Raw genomic sequence first — 18932 nt, forward strand, 5'->3', positions numbered from 1 at the left:
GAATTGATCTCAAAGGGGAAAGCCTCAGAAACAGATCTAAAATATAATTGTAAATTTGAAATAGCGAGTTATCCACATAGGGGGTCAAACCTCAAGAACTAGGGGGTCAAACACATAGGAATAAGCAATATTGATTAGACAGAAAAACTGGAATATATCTGAAATAGCATATTCCTTGGGTTTTAATGAGGTAAGTCATTTTAATAATTTCTTTAAGAAACATACTTCAATGAGACCGACAGATTTTAGAATAAAATAGGTTGGTAAATTACCTTCCGCTTCTATCTATAAAATTACTATTTGCTTGCTGAGTTCCCATCATCAGTACATCTTGAATATTTACATGCTTTGGCTGTGAAGCAATGTAGTAGATCACTTTAGCAACGTCTTTAGATTTTAAAGGTTGAAAATCTTCGTAGATTTTCGACTTCTTTTTATCGCCGTGAAAACGCACCTGGGCAAATTCTGTTTCCTCTACATGTCCTGGACTCACTTGAGAAACTCGAACATTATATTTGTGCAAGTCTATTCTCATGGATTTCGTTAATGCATCCACAGCATATTTTGAAGCGCAGTAGACATTGCCATTTGGGTAAACTTCATGCCCAGCTGTAGAACAAACATTAATAATATGGCCTCTTTTCTTATTGACCATCTTCGGACTAACCAGTCTAGTCATATAAAGTAAACCTTTCACATTGGTATCGATCATCGTGTCCCAATCTTTCGTGCTTCCTTGGAAAATAGGATCGAATCCACTAGCTAATCCAGCATTGTTAACCAAGACATCGATTTCTAGCCAATCTTCTTCTAGTGATCCTAAGGCCTTTTTAACTGCATTGAGTTGTCTGATGTCGAAGACTAAACTTTTAACCTTGACACCGTATTTCTCCTGCATTTTCTTTCTAATCTCTTCTAATCTTTTCTTTCTTCTTCCAGTGATAATCAGATCATATCCATTTTTTGCAAATTGGCCAGCGGTTGCCTTTCCTATTCCTGAAGTAGCTCCAGTGATTAATGCTATTTTTCTCAGCTTTACTTTATTCATTTTCTAATTTTTTAACTAATTCATCAAAGTTAGTAGTGAATTCTTCATATTTACTAGTGGCTGGGCCAGAAAATCCGGTGTAGATTTGGCGTACATTTTTTTCTTTGTCAATGTATATTAGGGTAGGATAGGAGATGATTTTATTCAACATTGGGAACTGGTTGAGAGCGGTCTCCTTATCATAGTATCCAGCATACAATAGATCAAACGGAATATCCATTTTGGTTTTGTAACGTTTTATTGCAGCCATTGACTTTTCTTTTTCTTTATACCTTTCGAATGCAATGCCCACAACTTCTATGTCTAAGTCAGGATTTTCACTGAAGTAGCTTTTCAAGAAGTTCATTTCGTCTTTACAATTAGGGCAATAGGTTCCGAATAGGACTACCAATAAAGGTTTGTTTTCAAATTTAGCATCATTGATGCTGACCATTTTTCCCTCTGTGTTTTCAAATTCAAAGTAGAATTTCTCTTGACCTTTTAAGAGTGTTAAGGAATTCGGATCAGCTAATTCAAAGGATTCATTTCGCTTAGCATTCCAGGAAGTAGAGTAGTGGTTGCCTGATCGGAATGAACCGATTAATGAACCATCCTCCATGATTTTAGCTTGAAATAGAAAAGCATGTGCTCCATCAAAACAAGATAAATAAGCCTTATTTCCTTGGACAGTACCTTGTAAGTATCGATAGTCACCAGTCTCCGTTCTAAAAGTTCCAGTGAGTTTATTCCCTTCTTGCTTGAATTCACCGATGCCTTTATACTCATCTTCTGTTCCGATTTCGAAAGTCGTTTCCCACTTCCCAGATAAATCCGCAGCCGGTTCTTTTTTCAGGTTCGTAAATCTATGCGATCTTCCGAATTCAGCTTTGAATGGAATTTTATATTGATCTCTAAAATTGACGATATAATAACCTTCAATTCTATTCTCCTCATATCTTCCGATAATGTAGGAATCGAAAATTGGAAAATTAATCCTAACGGAATCTTCTAAAGTCTTTGGATCTCTTCCGAAAGTAATATCATCTACCAGAATTCGCTCATCAGCGTTTAAAATGTAAATTTTAATATCATCCTTTCCTACGTATTCCACTTCAAAATTGAACGGAAGTTCTCCTTCCGTCAATTCTGTAAAAACTCTATCTGTTTCATTTTCAGTGTCTATAAAACGTTCCTGCCCTTCACTTCCTACCGTTAATGTGGCTCTCCAGATTCCTGGAGGAATCACATTGTATTGGTTTCGAACTTCTACACAACTACTTATTAAAAAAAGAACAGCACAAATGTATAACACCTTTTTGATTAGCATATTAGCTTGATTTTTCACCTACGAAATGATCCGCTTTGTATTTGAATAAAACATTGAAAGACGTTAGACTTCCGTAAATCCTTGTAATGTATTGTTGAAGGTTTACTTTTTCTTCATCGGTCAATTTTGAACTATTGATACGTTGTTCCATCACTCTAATTCGATCTCGAACCATTACGATTTTATGGAAAAAAGTGTCAATAGGCATTTCTTTTGGTTTGAGATTGTCTTCGTTGGGCTTTAATATTAAAGTTCCATTTAACCACTTATCACCTAATTCTACTTTAGAGTTTAATGCATTATAAGTGTTTAGAATTCTGATTAAGCTTTTTTCAGCTTTCGTAAAACTTACTTCCTCTTCCGTTTCTATGGCATCCATCACGTCCCAGTTCGGGTTTTCCTTTCCTACATTTTTTATACCATGAAGGATGAAACACACCTTGTATGAAATTACGTCTACTCCGATAATAACTCCGTCTCCAAAGGCTTTATGATCTACTCTAGATCCCACACCCAAGATTTGATTTTCACTACTCATATCAATTAAATTAAATGTTCTAAATATTGCTGCAAAAATATGATAAATAATGTGAATATGTAGTAGGAAATTAAAAACTTAATATAAACAAGATTAAGTAATGTCAGCCTAATCATTGAGGTGATGAGACTGCCTTGAGCGACGCGTTGAATGATCGGCTGACTTCAGACCAAGTAAGGTGGTGAATACAATCTAGGCATAAATTTTTTTTGGCATAAATACTGTCATATATTTAGGTATGAAGTCATATCATGTTTATGTGATAGAATTATCCAAGAAAGTTTGGTCTGAAAGTGCCAAATTTCGAGATGCTAATCCACAATTCAATGGAGTCCTTGAATGCTTGTATGTAGGTATGACAAGCAGAACACCGAAAGAGCGATTCGAACAACATAAATCAGGTTATATCAGTAAGAAAGGTCACAAGATTTCTTCTAGTTTAGTCCAGAAATATGGGCTGTATCTAAGACCTAGCTTATACGAAAAGTATAATCCTTTATCAAGAACAGAGGCCATAAAAATGGAAAAGGAGCTAGCATTGTCTTTAAAAAAGCAGCGATATGCTGTTTGGTGGAATTAGAAATTTGTAGATTTAGCTGATCTTAATTCACCAAAAAATGTCACACATGTCTAGCATTAAACTAAACTTGGCTTTTCTACTAGCAGTAATTTGCTATATTCCTCTTCACGGGCAAGGAATGGAGGGCTATTATCAATTCCCTAGTATTCACGAAAATACCATTTACTTTTCTGCAGAAGGGGATCTATGGAAGGCAGATCACAAAGGTGGGGTGGCCACAAGGCTCACAACACATGCGGAAGAAGAAAGATATCCGATGGTTTCACCTGATGGAAAACTGCTCGCTTTTTCAGCTAGTTATGAAGGCCCGACAGAAGTGTATACGATGCCTGTAGATGGCGGAATTCCCGCGAGATGGACTTATGAAAGTGATTTTTCGATGGTCAATGGATGGACACCAGATGGGAAAATAATTTATGATACAAGAGCATATTCCACGTTACCTGATCGTCAGTTAGTGGTCATTGATATGAAGAATAAATCAAAAGAACGGGTTCCATTAAGTCAAGCAAGTGAAGCATCCTATGATGAAACAGGAAAAACCGTCTTTTTTGTAAGACCTGCATTTCATGGCAACGTAACGAAAAGATATAAAGGAGGAACAGCTAGACAGATCTGGAAATATACTGCAGGCAGTGAGGAAGCCATTCAGTTAACTATGGACTATGATGGAGGAAGTCACCATCCAATGTTTCTTAGTGGGAGAGTATATTTTATTTCTGACAGAGATGGTACAATGAACATTTGGTCAATGAATACTGACGGTGGGGATCTTATGCAGCATACGAAACAAGACGAATTTGATGTGAGGTATGCTAAAGGTCATAAAAATAACATCGTTTACCAGGTGGGTGCAGATATCTGGCACTATGACATTGACCTAAAAAAAGAAAAGAAGATAAAAATAACATTACTTTCTGATTTCGAACAATTACAAGTGAAATGGGATGATTCGCCTGCTGATAATTTAACCGCGATTGCTCCAGATTCCACAGGAGAGAAAGTGGTCGTTACCGCTCGAGGTCGATTATTCGTGAAGCCTGTAAAAGGCGGTCGATTTGTTGAATTTACAAAGCGAAAGAATGTAAGATATCGGGATGCTGTATTTTCTGAAAATGGCGATAAAGTTATTGCCTTATCAGACCAGACTGGAGAGTTTGAATTTGTAGAATTGCCTGCTGATGGAATTGGTGCAGAGAAAATGTTAACTACTGATGGAGCCTTATTAAGGTACGAAGGAAATCCCTCACCTGATGGGAAATGGATTGCCTACGATGACCTGCATGGCCACATGTATATCTTAAATAAAAGTAATGGAAAGAGTAAATTAATCTCCTTATCGGATGAGGATATTGGTCAGTTCTCTTGGTCTCCCGACAGTAAGTGGCTTGCTTATGTTCAGGCGGCTGGAAATACCATGAATCAGATACATATCTATGAATTATCGAGTGGAGAACAATTTCCATTAACGACGGATAGAGCGAATAGTTCGAATCCACAATGGAGCCCTGATGGTAAATTCATCTACTTCCTTTCTGATCGAAATTTTAATACCATAGTAGGTTCTCCTTGGGGCCCGAGGCAACCTGAACCTTACTTTGATGCAGGTGAAAAAATATATCATATTGCTCTGGAAGCTGGGAACCGATCACCTTTCCGCCCGAAGGATGAATTGTATGAAGAAGAAAAGTCTGAAAAGGAAGAAGTCGATGTGAAGATCGATAAATCGGGGATTCAAGAAAGGATCATGGAGGTTCCGATCAAACCTGGAAATTTCCGAAACCTAGCTGTGAATGATAAGGCTATCTATGTGGTAGAAAGTGAAACTGGAGTGGGTGCGAAATCACACTTGAAGGTTCTAAAGATTGGTAACGAAGATGTTAAGTTAGAAACGGGAATAGAAGATATTAGAAGTTATGAAATGACCGCTGATGGTAAGAAGTTGCTTGTTACGAAAGGAAAGAATTATCATATGGTGAGTGCTGGCACAGGAAAGATTAGTGATTTTAATGAGGGGAAGATTGATTTTTCAAGTTGGAAATTTGAAATAACGCCAAGAGAAGATTGGAAGCAAATTTTCACGGATGCATGGCGAATGGAAAGAGACTACTTCTATGATGCGAATATGCATGGTGTGGACTGGAAAGGGATGCATGATAAGTATTTTCCATTAGTGGATAGAGTAACTACACGAAGTGAACTTTCCGATCTCATCGGAAGATTTGTGGGTGAATTATCTGCACTTCATACGAGTGTTCATGGTGGCGATATGCGATCAGACGATGAAAACATACCAGTTGCGAATCTGGGTGCGATGCTGACAAGGGATGAATCTAAAGGAGGATTTGTAATAGAATACATTTATAAGGCAGATCCAGATTATCCGGATGAAAAGTCGCCATTAGATGATCCTTATTTGAATGTGAAAGTTGGTGATGTGATCACAGAAGTAAATGGCCAGACCGCAATTGCTGCAACAGATATCGGTGAATTACTAAGAAACCAAGTTGGAAAGCAAGTGAGATTAGGATTAGCTTCAGCAGGTGAAAAAAGGGAAATTATCGTAGAGCCTATTGGAAGTATTTACAGACTTAAGTATCGTGATTGGGAATATTCTAGAAGACTTATGGTGGAAGAGCAATCAGATCAAAAAATCGGATATGTTCACTTGCAAGCAATGGGTGCGAATGACCTGAATCAATGGTATCGGGAGTTTTACCCAGTTTTCGATCGTCCAGGGTTAATTGTTGATGTCAGACATAATCGAGGTGGAAATATAGAAAGTTTCATCCTTGAAAAATTGATGAGAAAAGCTTGGATGTTCTGGAAATCAAGATCTGGAAAACCAACATGGAATATGCAATATGCTTTCAGGGGACACATCGTTATTCTGGTGGATGAAAATACGGCGTCAGATGGAGAAGCGTTCGCGGATGGTTTCAAAAAACTCAATATGGGAACTGCGATTGGGACTAGAACTTGGGGTGGAGAAATATGGTTGGGCTCTCAGAACAGACTGTCGGATAATGGATTAGCAAGAGCTCCGATGGCTGGAGTATATGGAGAAAATGGAGAGTGGCTGATAGAAGGACATGGATTCGTGCCGGATATTATCATTATGAATAAGCCGCATGAGACATTTAAGGGGAAGGATGCCCAACTAGAGGCTGCTATAGAACATTTAGAGAAATTGATAAAAGAGGATCCGAGAGAAGTGACTCCAGCTCCTGCTTTTCCGGATAAATCGTTTAAAAACAATAAAAAATAATTCGGTTGCAAAAAAAATGATTTCTGCTTATATTGACTTTAATGATTGATTTTAACGATCTCATTTCAAAGATGTATGTCAATGTTAAAGGGTAATTGTTAACTTTGCAACTTCATTTAAACAAAATTACGTGGGTTTACTACTTTTTTATTTTTCGATATCTATAGCGTTTTCTTTTTTGTGCTCCATTTTGGAAGCAGTATTGTTAAGTATTACTCCTTCTTATGTAACTCAAGAAGTCCAGAAAAATACTAGTACAGGGGTATTGCTTAGCGGCTACAAGGAAGATTTGGATAAGCCGCTTTCAGCAATTTTAACGTTGAATACTATTGCACATACAATCGGTGCGATTATGGTCGGTGTTCAAGCAGGAAATTTATTCGGTGATAAAGACATTGATTTATTTGGTTCTGGAATCCATCTAAGTTATGAAGCAATTATCGCTGGATTAATGACTTTTTTCATCCTTGTGTTATCCGAAATTATCCCGAAAACATTGGGTGCAAATAACTGGAAAGCGCTCGCGCCATTCACAGCAAAAGCTCTTCGAGTCATCATTTGGGTTTTATATCCATTCGTGTGGCTGAGTAAGTTAATTACGAGCAGGCTGAAAAGTGATAAAAATGCGTCGGTTCTAAGTAGAGCAGATTTTGCAGCAATTGCATCTGTAGGGCAGGAGAGTGGTGCATTAGCTCAAGGTGAATCAGATATTATCAGAAATCTTTTGAATTTCGAAAGAAAGAGTGTTCGTGATATTATGACGCCTCGAACAGTTGCCTATATGACGAAAGACGATACCACATTGAAAGAATTTATAGAGAATCCTTCTACTTCTACTTATTCTAGAATTCCTGTATTCGGAGAAGATAAAGATGATATCAAAGGGATGGTTCTTAAAGATGATATCTTATTATCTTACCTCACAGAAGAAGGAAAGCATAAAGTCATCGGGGATATCACAAGACCTGTTCAGTTTATTTCTGGTCAGATGAAGCTACATGATTTATTTAATCAATTGACAGATGAGAAGCAACATTTATTCATGGTAAGAGATGAATTTGGAAATGTAGTTGGTTTAGTAACGATGGAAGATGTATTCGAAACGTTATTAGGGAAAGAAATTGTAGATGAATCTGATGAAGTGGTTGACTTGCAAGCTTTAGCACGAGACAAAGTAAAAGAGGAGAATGCTAAAAATCTAGAAAAATAGCAATCAGATTTTATTTCATGTATTCATATGCAATTAACTGTCTTTATTGTTGAATTATGAAATTGAAATAATGAGATTGTCTATTTTACTTGTATTAATATTTACTGCTAATACCATTATCCTTTCACAGGTTAAAATTGAGGATCGTTTATTTGGTATGGTTCCTGGAAAAAAGATTACCAAGCAATTTTCTGAAAATGATACCATTCCTAAGGTTTTTTATCCAAATCAAAACTCATCTAATAAGGCATTAATTTCTATAGATGGTCAGATGGTTGGGTCTAATTCTTCTGCAATCATAGAAGCAGAAAATATTGAATCTTTGTCTGTCGAAAAAAAAGTCATGAACTTCCAAGGAAGGGAGTATGAAGGCCATATAATTATAAAAACGAAGAAGAATTACACGCCTAAAATCATAAGCTTGGAGCAATTAATTTCTAAGTACACTGATCTAGATGATGGCCAGTACATTTGTGAACTGGATTACAAGATTATTAATGGTGAGATAAAGGATGTCTTTGTTGATGAAAAGTACATCATGAAGATAGATGTATCTCAATTAAATAATCTAAAAGCGCATAAAGACTTGTACTTTGTTTCAGTGCTGACAAGAAATGCATATAACTTAGAAAAAGCAAATACTATTATAATCAGAGGGACTGAAAAAAGTAAAATCGGCCTATAACTATATGTCCTATCTATCCTTTCTGATAATTATCATCCCAGTCTTTAACATTAGGATCTCCTAGTTTACCCACTCGCTTAGCAACAACCATAGATACGGTTGCGTCTCCACTAATGTTGATAACGGTTCGTAGCATGTCTAATGGTCGATCCACCGCCATAACCATAGCTATTCCTATCGCTAACTTATCTGCTGGGAAATTAATAGACTGAAGTACGATGATTAACATGATTAATCCAGCGCCTGGAACAGCAGCTGAACCGATACTTGCCAGTACTGAAGTGGCAAGAATAGTTGCAATCATACCTATACTTAGATCGAAACCTAAGGCTTGAGCAATAAATACGGCTGCAACGGCTTGGTACAAACTGGTTCCATCCATATTTATAGTGGCTCCAACTGGACACACAAATGACGCAACTTCTTCATCTACTCCTAAATGTTCTTCTACACGCTCCATCGTAACTGGTAAGGTAGCGGCACTTGAACTGGTCGAAAATGCAACCAATTGTGCAGGTCCGATACCTTTAAAGAAAAACCCAGGAGATCTGCCAGTTATCGTTTTTACGATTATTAAGTAAAAACCTAACATCAAAAGTAAACCTAATACGACCGTTAATGCATACATTCCGAGTGCAATAAACAAGTCTGGGTTAGTTGTGCTGACCACTAAATTGGCTAGCAATGCGAATACTCCGTAGGGTGCATAGAGCATAATTAAGTCAACCATTTTCAGGATAACTTCATTAAGTCCTACAAAGAAATTATGTAATGGATCTCGATGTTCTTTCTTGATCAATAACAAACAAATACCAAAGAAAACAACAAAGAATATCACCTTAAGCATCGATCCATTGTCAGAAAGTGCACCAAAAACATTACTAGGGACAAGGTCTTCGATAAACTGAAGTGGTCCTTGATCTTTAGTCATTGCTGCTGTAGAAATTTTAGAATCAGCTTCTGCACCATTACGGTCTAGAATATCTGCTATCGTGGATTCTGAAACAGCATTTCCTGGATTGATGATATGAACAACCGTTAGTCCTATAGAGACTGCAATTACAGTCGTGATGACATAAATGACAATGGTTTGGATTCCGATCTTAGAAAATTTTGCGATATCTTCTAGATCAGAAATTCCTTTGATTAATGAAGCTACAATTAATGGAATGGCGATCATTTTCAAGAGACTTATGAAAATGGTACCGAAGGGAGAAATCCAATCCGTCACAAAATCATTATACCCCAAATAGGACATTAGAATTCCAAATACAATTCCAAGGCCCATCCCAATCAATATCTTCCAATGTAAAGCTAGCTTCATGTTACTTATTTTATTAAAGGATCATTTAGTTTTCCTTTTCGATTTGGTAAAATAAGCAAAAAATAAAAAATCTAAACAATTATCATAGGATGATCCGAATCTGATAGTAATTCATACATATCAATTGTAAGCGTTTTATCTTTTAAATCTTTAATCAGAAAGGAATGTTGGAAAATAGTCCAGTAAGAATTTTCTGCTCCATTAGACAAATTCTTGATTAACTTTTCATCGATTTTATCAACAAATTTCGCTGAGAAATTGATATCCTTTAGATTAATGTTGTTGGCCAGTGTAATTTTTTCTAATATGGATTCTTCTCTATGATCCTTTTCTACTTGTTGAATGATGAAGTTGATTTTGGCTCCTAATTGCGCTGCTAGTGACAGAATTGGATCAAAGTTGGAACCTAGATCTTCTGAAAAAAGTAAAATGTAAATGTTTTTCGGAGTTATATAATGATATTGATCAGGAATAAACATGGCGGGAGAAATATTATCAAATGCTACATCTAATTCATTCGTAGTGTAAATGTTATGCAACACGAAATCAGCGCCTTTACCTGAAAATGAATGCAATATTAAGTTTGGATCAGCATCTGCATTGCTAAATATTTCTGCAAAAATATCTTGACTCAAGTTGAATTTGACATGTTGGCGAGCGCTTGCATAAGTTTTTAGATTGGATCTTAATCGATCTATTTCTTCGATTTGCAAACTTGGCAATCCGTTTCCTATAATAGGACTTATGGACGGCTCAAAGATTTCTTTACTGTGCACTACAAAATTAACTTGAGCATCCAGTGCTTTAGCAAGAGCAACATTAAAATCTAAATATGTTTTATTGAGGAATTCAGGATTGGTTACATATGATCTAATATTTTTCATCTTTTTTTAGATCTTACTTCCATTGAATTCTGGATGTTCGAGATGAAATTTTTTTAGTCTTGAAAACGATGGTTTAAATTAAGGATAAACAGCCCTAATCATTTCTCTCTTCCCTGGAGGGCCTGGGATTTTTTCAATTTGAAATCCTGCAGCTTTAAGTGAACGCTTAAATGTTCCCTTGCAACAATAGCTAACTAGAATAGCGCCTGGATTCAGAAAAGTTGTAATGTGGATGAAAATTTCCGGTGTCCAAAGTTCTTCTTGATCCAAAGGTGAAAATGCATCATAATATACAAGGTCAAACTTAGTCTCGAAGTGAGCGTCCTCCAGTTTTGTGAGGTGCTTAGCAAAACTAAAATGACCATGACGGACGAGTTCTCCGGATTGAGCAGTATGAAATTTTAAAAATATATCTTTTAAATCTCCACGATTTAATTGTGATAAATAATTGAGTTGACTTGCTTGATCTAGAGAAATAGGGTAGGCTTCTACCGTTTCGAAATGAATGAGGTGATCTGATTTTTCAGACTCGATGAGGGTGAGCAATGGATTTAATCCAGAACCAAATCCCATTTCCAATATATTAACTGATTTTTGTTCAAGTAGAGGTAGTAGTCCAGCAGCAATAAATACATGCATACTCTCTTGGATTGCTCCGTGCGAAGAGTGATATAATGCCTGAAATTGATCAGAAAAGATGGAATGTGATCCATCCGAAGTAATACTAAGCTTATTTTCCTGCAAGATGATAGTCTAATGATTCATTAAGTTCATCAATAGAAATATCAAAATGTGAAGCATCATAAACAACTTCTCCACCGATCAACATAATAATCTGCGGAGATTCGTGATGCACCTCAAGCATTTCTGCGATTTGCCTAGAGAGATCTCTATTTCTCAACAAGTCCAAATAATGAAATTCAGCATTTGATTTAAGACTAGAGATATTATCTTCTACACGCATTTTAGCCATTCCACTGATGGAACAGGAAGTTGAATGCTTGAAAATTACTTGGGGGGTAGATTTAGACGATTCAATAATTCCGTGAATTTCATTCACAGAACTTAACGAATTCCAGTGCATACTTGAGATTGAAAATTACTTTATAACAGTAATAACATCAGATACTGCTTTAAAAGCACTTGGACAACCTACGCCTCTGTTGCATGAACTTAAAACTCCTACTAACATTAGAAGGGCAAATAATCCTGCTACTTTTCTTGATACCTTTGATTTCATGTTTTACCTTTTACACTTTTTAAACTACTGACAATAACGAATAGTTCAAAAAGATTATTACTATTCTAAAATATTAAAAAACAATAAATTGTGTCGTTCTACATATTAATGACTCCGAAAATCATAAACCCCCTCATTTTTTTAACAATTTTTTCATTTTCTTTGTACTCATGAGAATACATATTATTGCAGTTGGAGGAAGAATTATGCACACGCTAGCTTTGAATTTAGCAGAAAAGGGACACCGTGTTTCAGGTTCAGATGATGAAATCTATGAGCCTTCTAAATCTAAATTGGCGGCGAAAGGCCTACTTCCTTCTGCATTCGGCTGGGATGAGAATAGAATATCTGAAGATATAGACTTAATTATCTTAGGAATGCATGCGAGAGCTGATAATCCTGAATTAATCAAAGCACAGAAGCTCAATATAGAAATCCTTTCCTATCCAGCTTTTATTTATAAAATGAGTAAGGATAAGAAAAGAATCGTTGTTGCTGGGTCTCATGGGAAAACTTCTACAACTGCGATGATTATGCATGTGCTGAAATTCCGTGACATTGATTTTGATTATTTAATCGGTGCGGAATTAGATGGATTTGGTTCAATGATTAGGCTTACAGATGCTCCTATTATAGTAATAGAAGGTGATGAATATCTCAGCTCTAGCATTGACAGAAGACCTAAAATGATACATTACCGTCCAGATATATCGATTATAACAGGGATTGCATGGGATCACGTTAATGTTTTCAAGACCGAAATTGAATACAATCATTTATTTGACGCATTTATAGAAACGCATGATGAAGAAGCACCGATTTTTGCCTATGCTGAAGATAATAATTTAGATATTTTAGCTGGAAAATATGCTAAGGACTATAATATTCAGAGGTACCATGCACTTGAGAAATTAGAAAATGGAAATGTAGTCTACGATAATAAGCAGTATAAAATAAGAGTTTTCGGGAAACATAACCGAGCGAATATGATGGCAGCATTGCAAGTATGCTTGAAACTAGGAATTCGCCCTCCTGATTTTTTCGCCGCTATTTCAACGTTTAAAGGTGCTTCAAAAAGATTAGAGGTTATGCATAAAACGGATGATGGTGTGGTCTACAGAGATTTTGCGCATGCACCTTCTAAAGTAAAAGCTACTGTAGATGCATTAAAAGAACATTTTCCAGACAGAAAGATTGTTGCTTTTCTAGAATTACACACATTTAGTAGTCTGAATTCAGCATTCTTACCAAAATATAGTCATTCTCTCGATAGTGCTGATGAAGCATATGTTTATTATTCTCCTCATACCTTGAGCATAAAGCATATGCCAGCATTGGATAAGGAGGAAGTGGCGAAAGCATTTAATAAACCAGGGATTAGCGTGTTAGATGATAAACAGGAATTACAACAAGAAATAGAGGATTTAGAGCTAGGAAAAAGTGTAATTGTATTCATGTCTTCAGGTAATTTTGATAAAATTGACGTGAAAGGAATCCTAATCAAGAAAATATAATTATTTTCGCAGTCCAATTTATTATTAGTCCAAAACAATTTAACATGAGTAGTAGAGAACTAACATTAAGAGATGCCCTAAAAGAGGCAATGAGCGAAGAAATGAGAAGAGACGAAAACGTTTTTCTTATGGGAGAAGAAGTTGCTGAATATAACGGTGCTTATAAAGTAAGTAAAGGCATGTTAGACGAGTTTGGGCCTAAAAGAGTAATAGACACTCCGATTGCCGAACTTGGATTTGCAGGAATAGGTGTCGGAGCAGCAATGAATGGGTTGAAACCTATCATTGAGTTTATGACTTGGAATTTTGCGGTTTTAGCATTTGATCAAATTGTAAACAATGCAGCGAAAACATTAACACAGTCAGGTGGCCAGTTCGGATGCCCGATTGTATTCAGAGGACCATCGGGTTCTGCTGGACAGTTAGCTCAACAACATTCGCAGATGTTCGAAGCATGGATGGCGAATGTACCTGGCTTAAAAGTTATTTCATGTACTGATCCAGCTGATGCTAAAGGTTTATTGAAATCTGCAATCAGAGATGAAGATCCAGTTTGTGTGATGGAGTCAGAGTTGCTTTATGGTCATAAAGGAATGGTGCCAGATGGTGAATACTTAGTGCCAATCGGTAAAGCAGCGATAAGAAGAGAAGGAACAGATGTAACTATCGTATCTTTTAACAAGATGATGGAAGTAGTTAAAGAAGCTGCTGTAGAATTAGAGAAAGAAGGAATATCTGCTGAGGTGATTGATCTTAGAACAATTAGACCATTGGATTACCAGACGATTGTAGATTCCGTGAAGAAAACGAACAGATTAGTAGTAGTCGATGAATCTTGGCCTTTTGCAAGTGTGGCTGCTGAGATCGGATATGAAATTCAGAAATATGCATTTGATTATTTGGATGCTCCTGTAACAAGAGTAAATTCAGCAGATACTTCACTAGGCTATGCTCCTACATTTGTAGAAGAATACTTGCCGAACCCAGCGAAAGTTGTGAAAGCGGTTAAGGAAGTGATGTATAGAAACGCTTAGTCGACCTGAAATTTTTAGGCTTTGATATGAGCGATTGCGAGAAAATGTAAGGTCTTAGTTTTCTGAAATCTTACATTTTCTTTTTTATAGGTCCATATCTTATCTATAGATAAATAATCCTTCATGTTATTTTTCTGAAAATTAAACTGATACTACCTCTCCCACGTCCATGCCATCGATGCTTGTCTCTCCTATAGCATACCTAACCAATCTCAAGACTGGAAATCCCACCTTTGCAAACATTTTTCGAACCTGCCGATTCTTGCCTTCTGAAATAGTGATAGAAGCCCAAGTGGTCGGAACTGTTTTCCTTTCTCTAATGGGAGGATCTCTTTCGGGAATCAAGGGAGCATCAATAATTGACACTTCACAAGGTAAAGTATCATGGTATTTGCCAGTTTTTACTTTAATTGTAACGCCAGCTGATAGTTGTTGAAGCGCTTCCTCAGTTAGACTTCCCTCTACTTGAACCCAATACGTTTTGGCTAACTTGTGCTTTGGATTTAATAGCTTATCTGTTAGTGATTTATCATTGCTAAGCAATAATAGCCCTTCGCTGTCTTTATCTAACCTTCCTATAGGATAGACATCCTTAGGAAAGTCAAATAAATCTCCGAGAACCTGATGACTTTCGTGCTCTTTTGTAAATTGAGAAAGTACACCGAAAGGCTTATATATCTTGTAAGTTTTATACATTGAAACGGAAATGCATTACATCACCGTCTTTCACTACATATTCTTTCCCTTCTACTTGCATTTTACCAGCTTCCTTAACAGCTGCTTCCGACCCATAATGAACGAAAGCATCATATCCGATAACTTCTGCTCTAATGAATCCTTTTTCGAAATCTGTATGGATGACACCTGCTGCACCTGGGGCTTTAGTACCTTTCGTTATCGTCCAAGCTCTAACTTCTTTAACACCTGCTGTGAAATAAGTGATCAAGTTGAGCAATTTATAACTCGCGATGATTAATCTTACTGTACCTGGTTCTGAAAGTCCCATTTCAGAAACAAATTCCATTTTTTCTTCGTAGTCCTCGAGTTCTGCGATCTCTTCTTCGATTGCTGCACTGACAAGAATGATTTCTGCATCCTCATTTTTTACTAATTCTTTAAATCGAGTAACGTGATCATTTCCGTTAAGAGCCGAACCTTCATCCACATTACAAACATATAAAATTGGCTTAGCTGTAAGCAATGACATTTCTTTGAAGATCTCTTTGTCTGCGTCCTCTAATTCTAAGTCCCGTGCAGATAAACCTTCTGATAGGTGATCGTATATTTTCTGACCAATTTCTAACTTGGCTACAGCTTGCTTGTCACCGCCTTTCGCATTCTTCTTTAACTTCTCAAGTGCTTTCTCTGCAGTTTCTAAATCTTTTAATACCAATTCCGTATCAATGATTTCTTTATCTCTTACAGGATCTACGGTCGTCTCAACGTGGATCACATTATCATTATCGAAACATCTGATGACGTGGATGATGGCATCAACCTCACGAATATTCGCTAAAAATTGATTTCCTAGCCCTTCACCTTGCGATGCTCCTTTGATCAAACCCGCAATATCCACAATCTCTACAGTCGTAGGTTGGATTTTCTGAGGATTCACTAATTCAGACAATTTATCAAGTCTTTTGTCTGGAACAGTAATCATTCCTACATTGGGTTCTTTTGTTGCAAATGGGAAATTTGCTGCCAAAGCCTTAGCAGAAGTTAATGCATTAAACAAAGTTGATTTTCCTACGTTAGGTAGGCCTACGATTCCACACTTTAAAGCCATTATATATTTTTTTAATAATTGTCAATTTTTCTTAGGAGCCGCAAAGATATTTTATTTTTACCCATCAAAGAACTTCATACATGAATTTTCTAGCTCATATATTTTTATCTTACGATAATGAAGAACTTCTTCTAGGAAATTTCATGGCAGATTTTATATCAAATAAGCAAGTTGAGAAGTACTCGGATGAAATTAAACGGGGGATTTTACTTCACCGTCTAATCGATACTTTTACCGATAATCATCCCATAGTTAGGCAGGGAACAAAGCGATTAAGGAAGAAGCATGGCAAGTATGCGCCTGTGGTTATCGATATATTGTATGATAATATCTTGGCAAAGAATTGGCATTTATACGATGACAAATCTTTAGAAGAGTTTGCACAAGATTCCTATTTAATTCTTTATAGAAGGCTTCCAGATATGCCAGATAAACTTAGAAAAAAAGTGCCCTTAATGGTTGCTGATAATTTTTTATTAAAATATAGATCTAAAGCTGGAATAGAAAGAGCACTCGCAAGTATGGATCGGCGGACGAAATTTCCATCTGATTTTAAATCTGCCGCTCTACAGTTAGATGAAGAAGAAGAGCTGTTTACGGAGGAATTTAATATATTCTTTCCTGAACTGATCCAGAAATGCAATGAATTTTTAGCTTCGAATTAACGATGGCTGGCTATTTGAAGAGTCTTTTGTCAAATTTGAAAAGCTCCTTTCCTATAATTTTCACCTTTTTGAAATCTGGATGTCTAGGATTAATAATGTAATTGTACTCCCCTTGAACAACGGCTGCAGGTACCATTAGAGCAAGTGACTTGCCTTCCGTAACAAACTGATCCCCAATTTTTTGAGTCTCATGACCATGTGGTGCACGGTCCCAAGTTTTTGATAATTTACCCAAGTCCAATTTTTCGAATGATAGATCTGGTATTTCTATAGAAATTAAGTAGTAGTCATCAGGAATATTTCCTAGAGGCGTGTGAACTGCAATTTCTACTGTGCAGAGCGCTCTGCTAGAAGAAGTATAAATCATGGAAGTACCCCGACTGTTCCACCTTCCGCCGAATCTTTCAGCACCTATACCAGATAAGGTATCCGCATATTTAGCCTTACTTAAGCGGTAAACAATCATGCAAGAATCCCATATTCTATACGTCCTAATTCATCCTTAAGCATGCTGATGCCGAAAGAACTATCTAGTAAGCTTTTCGGAACAGTATTACCAAGAGCAACATTCTCTGTAGAAAGCCACTTATCAAATTTCTCTTCATTTCCGAAAACTTCACTACCATAATTATATAGCTGCGTAATCTGAATAATCCTTTCAGATTGCATCGCATCAAATTTCTTCTTTTCTTTCTTGTAACGCTGTAAGGTTCGCTCTGACATATGGAGATAAGAAGACCATTCATCAGAAGAAAATGGAGTATGCTTAATAATGGAATTAAATCCATAGTATGAAATTCCTTCTCGAACGAGAGTAACCATGGATAAGGCATTCCCATCATCCATGATTTCATAATTATATTTCTTAAGTGCAGTCATGATTCTTATAGTTTACGACATCTGTCATAAATATAACGCCATTTGTCGCAATTTAGTTCGAAAGTTAAATGTTTTTTAAAAAAGTGCTTACCCCTCGAAGTGGAAGGAAAGTGTGAAGACTCTAGAAAGTAATTTTTCCAATACACGAGACTCTACTAGATTGTCATTGTAGATAAGCGTATTTCCTATGCCTTGAGAAACTTTTAATTCAGGAGAAAAAATAAAGTACTCGAAGAAAAATTGCATTCCGAATCCACCTTCTACTTGAAAGTCATGTGGTGAAATTTTAACTAGCTGGTCCGCTTGTCTAGAGTTAGAGTTACTCGCAACATCGAAGGAGTATTTCAGTCCAGCCACAACGAACATTCTTTTGTCCTTATAGGGTAGGGACTTGTACCTGACAGCAAATGGAGCTTCAAAGAATACGGATTCAAATCGTTTTCGGTCTCCAGCATTACCGATGGATTCATTGTAGAGCAAATTTCTTTCAGAAAATGAAAATCCTGGAGTAAATCGAAAGTCGAAATATTCCCCAACTTTGACATTGGTAATCATATGAACGCTGACACCAGGAGTCAAATTAGACTCTGCTATAGAGATACTATCATTAAGAATAAACTTTTTAGAATGGCCTAAACGATAACCAGAAAAATTCGTGGCCATAGTAATACCAAAGTAGTATGGCTTTTTTTGAAAGTCTAAATAATTGTAATTGTTCTTACTTATATATTGACCATTCAAAGAAAATGCGGCTAAAAAGAGTATTAGAAATACTCCACAAAATTTCATTTTTTTCTCCATCTGAAAGACGAACGAATAGAACTTGCCCACTATTGTATTTATTTTAAGAATAAAAGGTGCTTCACTCAATAATTGACAATACTATTATGAAAGACCCTTATTTTGCTAAAAATTACTTCATTTAATCTACTTTTTTAACCTTCAAAATAAAAATAAGTTTTAATGGTTAA

The 18932-nt window shown here is 36.4% G+C and carries 20 protein-coding genes and 1 pseudogene; 8 read left to right on the top strand and 13 right to left on the bottom strand.

Annotation, left to right across the window (positions count from 1 at the left end; genetic code table 11):
• Nucleotides 1–127: 127 nt before the first annotated feature.
• Nucleotides 128–259 (top strand): annotated as a pseudogene (locus tag L2586_RS11110) (helix-turn-helix domain-containing protein); the annotation flags it as partial.
• A 9-nt stretch (nucleotides 260–268) separates the two neighbouring features.
• On the opposite strand, the gene L2586_RS11115 reads toward L2586_RS11110, so the two are convergent.
• From L2586_RS11115 to L2586_RS11125, 3 genes are read right to left on the bottom strand one after another with little or no spacing between them, the layout of a single operon-like run.
• Nucleotides 269–1048, bottom strand: a complete 780-nt coding sequence (locus L2586_RS11115; RefSeq protein WP_235292969.1) for an SDR family NAD(P)-dependent oxidoreductase — start codon at nucleotides 1046–1048, stop codon at nucleotides 269–271.
• A complete protein-coding gene (locus tag L2586_RS11120; protein ID WP_235292970.1) occupies nucleotides 1041–2354 on the bottom strand; it encodes a peroxiredoxin family protein in 1314 nt (437 codons plus the stop codon). The genes L2586_RS11115 and L2586_RS11120 overlap by 8 nt, the downstream gene beginning before the upstream one ends.
• A 1-nt stretch (nucleotide 2355) precedes the next feature.
• Nucleotides 2356–2892: a hypothetical protein gene (locus L2586_RS11125; protein WP_235292971.1), complete on the bottom strand. Its 537-nt coding sequence runs from the start codon at nucleotides 2890–2892 to the stop codon at nucleotides 2356–2358.
• 238 nt (nucleotides 2893–3130) lie between these two features.
• Between L2586_RS11125 and L2586_RS11130 the strand changes: the two genes are divergently transcribed.
• The 4 genes from L2586_RS11130 (at nucleotide 3131) to L2586_RS11145 (ending at nucleotide 8635) form a co-directional block, all read left to right on the top strand.
• The gene (locus tag L2586_RS11130; protein WP_235292972.1) at nucleotides 3131–3472 is read left to right on the top strand and encodes a hypothetical protein; all 342 of its coding nucleotides are present in this window, start codon (nucleotides 3131–3133) and stop codon (nucleotides 3470–3472) included.
• A 46-nt stretch (nucleotides 3473–3518) separates the two neighbouring features.
• The gene (locus L2586_RS11135; protein WP_235292973.1) at nucleotides 3519–6740 is read left to right on the top strand and encodes a S41 family peptidase; all 3222 of its coding nucleotides are present in this window, start codon (nucleotides 3519–3521) and stop codon (nucleotides 6738–6740) included.
• Nucleotides 6741–6870: 130 nt separating this feature from the next.
• On the top strand, nucleotides 6871–7950 hold the full coding sequence (locus L2586_RS11140) for a hemolysin family protein (RefSeq protein WP_284283310.1): 1080 nt from the start codon (nucleotides 6871–6873) through the stop codon (nucleotides 7948–7950).
• A 70-nt stretch (nucleotides 7951–8020) separates the two neighbouring features.
• Nucleotides 8021–8635 carry a hypothetical protein gene (locus L2586_RS11145; protein ID WP_235292975.1) on the top strand — a complete coding sequence of 205 codons (615 nt, stop codon included), beginning with the start codon at nucleotides 8021–8023 and terminating at the stop codon, nucleotides 8633–8635.
• 13 nt (nucleotides 8636–8648) lie between these two features.
• Here L2586_RS11145 and L2586_RS11150 read toward each other — a convergent pair whose 3' ends face one another.
• The 5 genes from L2586_RS11150 to L2586_RS11170 all read right to left on the bottom strand — a co-directional run bounded on the left by L2586_RS11150 (nucleotide 8649) and on the right by L2586_RS11170 (nucleotide 12083).
• Nucleotides 8649–9959 carry a dicarboxylate/amino acid:cation symporter gene (locus L2586_RS11150; protein WP_235292976.1) on the bottom strand — a complete coding sequence of 437 codons (1311 nt, stop codon included), beginning with the start codon at nucleotides 9957–9959 and terminating at the stop codon, nucleotides 8649–8651.
• Nucleotides 9960–10030: 71 nt separating this feature from the next.
• A complete protein-coding gene (locus L2586_RS11155; protein WP_235292977.1) occupies nucleotides 10031–10843 on the bottom strand; it encodes a hypothetical protein in 813 nt (270 codons plus the stop codon).
• Nucleotides 10844–10921: 78 nt separating this feature from the next.
• Entirely contained in the window at nucleotides 10922–11587 is a 666-nt protein-coding gene (gene mnmD, locus L2586_RS11160; protein WP_235292978.1) for a tRNA (5-methylaminomethyl-2-thiouridine)(34)-methyltransferase MnmD, read from the bottom strand.
• Nucleotides 11574–11927: a bacillithiol system redox-active protein YtxJ gene (gene ytxJ / locus L2586_RS11165; RefSeq protein ID WP_235292979.1), complete on the bottom strand. Its 354-nt coding sequence runs from the start codon at nucleotides 11925–11927 to the stop codon at nucleotides 11574–11576. The genes mnmD and ytxJ overlap by 14 nt, the downstream gene beginning before the upstream one ends.
• A 15-nt stretch (nucleotides 11928–11942) precedes the next feature.
• Nucleotides 11943–12083 carry a hypothetical protein gene (locus L2586_RS11170; RefSeq protein ID WP_235292980.1) on the bottom strand — a complete coding sequence of 47 codons (141 nt, stop codon included), beginning with the start codon at nucleotides 12081–12083 and terminating at the stop codon, nucleotides 11943–11945.
• A 170-nt stretch (nucleotides 12084–12253) separates the two neighbouring features.
• On the opposite strand from L2586_RS11170, the gene L2586_RS11175 reads away from it, so the two are divergent.
• Both L2586_RS11175 and L2586_RS11180 read left to right on the top strand, forming a co-directional pair.
• Nucleotides 12254–13597 carry a UDP-N-acetylmuramate--L-alanine ligase gene (locus L2586_RS11175; RefSeq protein WP_235292981.1) on the top strand — a complete coding sequence of 448 codons (1344 nt, stop codon included), beginning with the start codon at nucleotides 12254–12256 and terminating at the stop codon, nucleotides 13595–13597.
• Between the two features lie 44 nt (nucleotides 13598–13641).
• Nucleotides 13642–14631, top strand: a complete 990-nt coding sequence (locus tag L2586_RS11180) for a pyruvate dehydrogenase complex E1 component subunit beta (RefSeq protein WP_235292982.1) — start codon at nucleotides 13642–13644, stop codon at nucleotides 14629–14631.
• A 141-nt stretch (nucleotides 14632–14772) separates the two neighbouring features.
• Here the strand turns inward: L2586_RS11180 and L2586_RS11185 are convergent, their stop codons facing one another.
• The gene (locus tag L2586_RS11185; protein ID WP_235292983.1) at nucleotides 14773–15327 is read right to left on the bottom strand and encodes a pseudouridine synthase; all 555 of its coding nucleotides are present in this window, start codon (nucleotides 15325–15327) and stop codon (nucleotides 14773–14775) included.
• On the bottom strand, nucleotides 15320–16417 hold the full coding sequence (ychF, locus tag L2586_RS11190) for a redox-regulated ATPase YchF (RefSeq protein ID WP_235292984.1): 1098 nt from the start codon (nucleotides 16415–16417) through the stop codon (nucleotides 15320–15322). Before ychF ends, L2586_RS11185 begins: the two co-directional genes overlap by 8 nt.
• 80 nt (nucleotides 16418–16497) lie before the next feature.
• Here ychF and L2586_RS11195 point away from each other — a divergent pair, with 80 nt between their 5' ends.
• Nucleotides 16498–17082, top strand: a complete 585-nt coding sequence (locus tag L2586_RS11195) for an acyl carrier protein phosphodiesterase (RefSeq protein ID WP_235292985.1) — start codon at nucleotides 16498–16500, stop codon at nucleotides 17080–17082.
• Between the two features lie 10 nt (nucleotides 17083–17092).
• Here the strand turns inward: L2586_RS11195 and L2586_RS11200 are convergent, their stop codons facing one another.
• The 3 genes from L2586_RS11200 to porT form a co-directional block, all read right to left on the bottom strand.
• A complete protein-coding gene (locus L2586_RS11200) occupies nucleotides 17093–17548 on the bottom strand; it encodes an RES family NAD+ phosphorylase (protein WP_235292986.1) in 456 nt (151 codons plus the stop codon).
• Nucleotides 17545–17961 (bottom strand): type II RES/Xre toxin-antitoxin system antitoxin, encoded by a 417-nt coding sequence (gene parS / locus L2586_RS11205; protein WP_235292987.1) that lies wholly within the window; start codon nucleotides 17959–17961, stop codon nucleotides 17545–17547. Before parS ends, L2586_RS11200 begins: the two co-directional genes overlap by 4 nt.
• 87 nt (nucleotides 17962–18048) lie before the next feature.
• Entirely contained in the window at nucleotides 18049–18750 is a 702-nt protein-coding gene (porT, locus tag L2586_RS11210) for a type IX secretion/gliding motility protein PorT/SprT (RefSeq protein WP_235292988.1), read from the bottom strand.
• Nucleotides 18751–18932: the final 182 nt, after the last annotated feature.

Source organism: Portibacter lacus (genome assembly GCF_021533215.1).
In the GTDB taxonomy this organism is placed as follows: domain Bacteria; phylum Bacteroidota; class Bacteroidia; order Chitinophagales; family Saprospiraceae; genus Portibacter; species Portibacter lacus.

Coding starts and splice junctions, on each gene's coding strand:
- L2586_RS11135 (WP_235292973.1), top strand. CDS start 3,519: ATGTCTAGCATTAAACTAAACTTGGCTTTTCTACTAGCAGTAATTTGC.
- parS (WP_235292987.1), bottom strand. CDS start 17,961: ATGACTGCACTTAAGAAATATAATTATGAAATCATGGATGATGGGAAT.
- L2586_RS11180 (WP_235292982.1), top strand. CDS start 13,642: ATGAGTAGTAGAGAACTAACATTAAGAGATGCCCTAAAAGAGGCAATG.
- ychF (WP_235292984.1), bottom strand. CDS start 16,417: ATGGCTTTAAAGTGTGGAATCGTAGGCCTACCTAACGTAGGAAAATCA.
- L2586_RS11120 (WP_235292970.1), bottom strand. CDS start 2,354: ATGCTAATCAAAAAGGTGTTATACATTTGTGCTGTTCTTTTTTTAATA.
- L2586_RS11150 (WP_235292976.1), bottom strand. CDS start 9,959: ATGAAGCTAGCTTTACATTGGAAGATATTGATTGGGATGGGCCTTGGA.
- L2586_RS11115 (WP_235292969.1), bottom strand. CDS start 1,048: ATGAATAAAGTAAAGCTGAGAAAAATAGCATTAATCACTGGAGCTACT.
- L2586_RS11170 (WP_235292980.1), bottom strand. CDS start 12,083: ATGAAATCAAAGGTATCAAGAAAAGTAGCAGGATTATTTGCCCTTCTA.
- L2586_RS11155 (WP_235292977.1), bottom strand. CDS start 10,843: ATGAAAAATATTAGATCATATGTAACCAATCCTGAATTCCTCAATAAA.
- L2586_RS11145 (WP_235292975.1), top strand. CDS start 8,021: ATGAGATTGTCTATTTTACTTGTATTAATATTTACTGCTAATACCATT.
- ytxJ (WP_235292979.1), bottom strand. CDS start 11,927: ATGCACTGGAATTCGTTAAGTTCTGTGAATGAAATTCACGGAATTATT.
- L2586_RS11175 (WP_235292981.1), top strand. CDS start 12,254: ATGAGAATACATATTATTGCAGTTGGAGGAAGAATTATGCACACGCTA.
- L2586_RS11130 (WP_235292972.1), top strand. CDS start 3,131: ATGAAGTCATATCATGTTTATGTGATAGAATTATCCAAGAAAGTTTGG.
- L2586_RS11185 (WP_235292983.1), bottom strand. CDS start 15,327: ATGTATAAAACTTACAAGATATATAAGCCTTTCGGTGTACTTTCTCAA.
- L2586_RS11125 (WP_235292971.1), bottom strand. CDS start 2,892: ATGAGTAGTGAAAATCAAATCTTGGGTGTGGGATCTAGAGTAGATCAT.
- L2586_RS11200 (WP_235292986.1), bottom strand. CDS start 17,548: ATGATTGTTTACCGCTTAAGTAAGGCTAAATATGCGGATACCTTATCT.
- porT (WP_235292988.1), bottom strand. CDS start 18,750: ATGAAATTTTGTGGAGTATTTCTAATACTCTTTTTAGCCGCATTTTCT.
- L2586_RS11195 (WP_235292985.1), top strand. CDS start 16,498: ATGAATTTTCTAGCTCATATATTTTTATCTTACGATAATGAAGAACTT.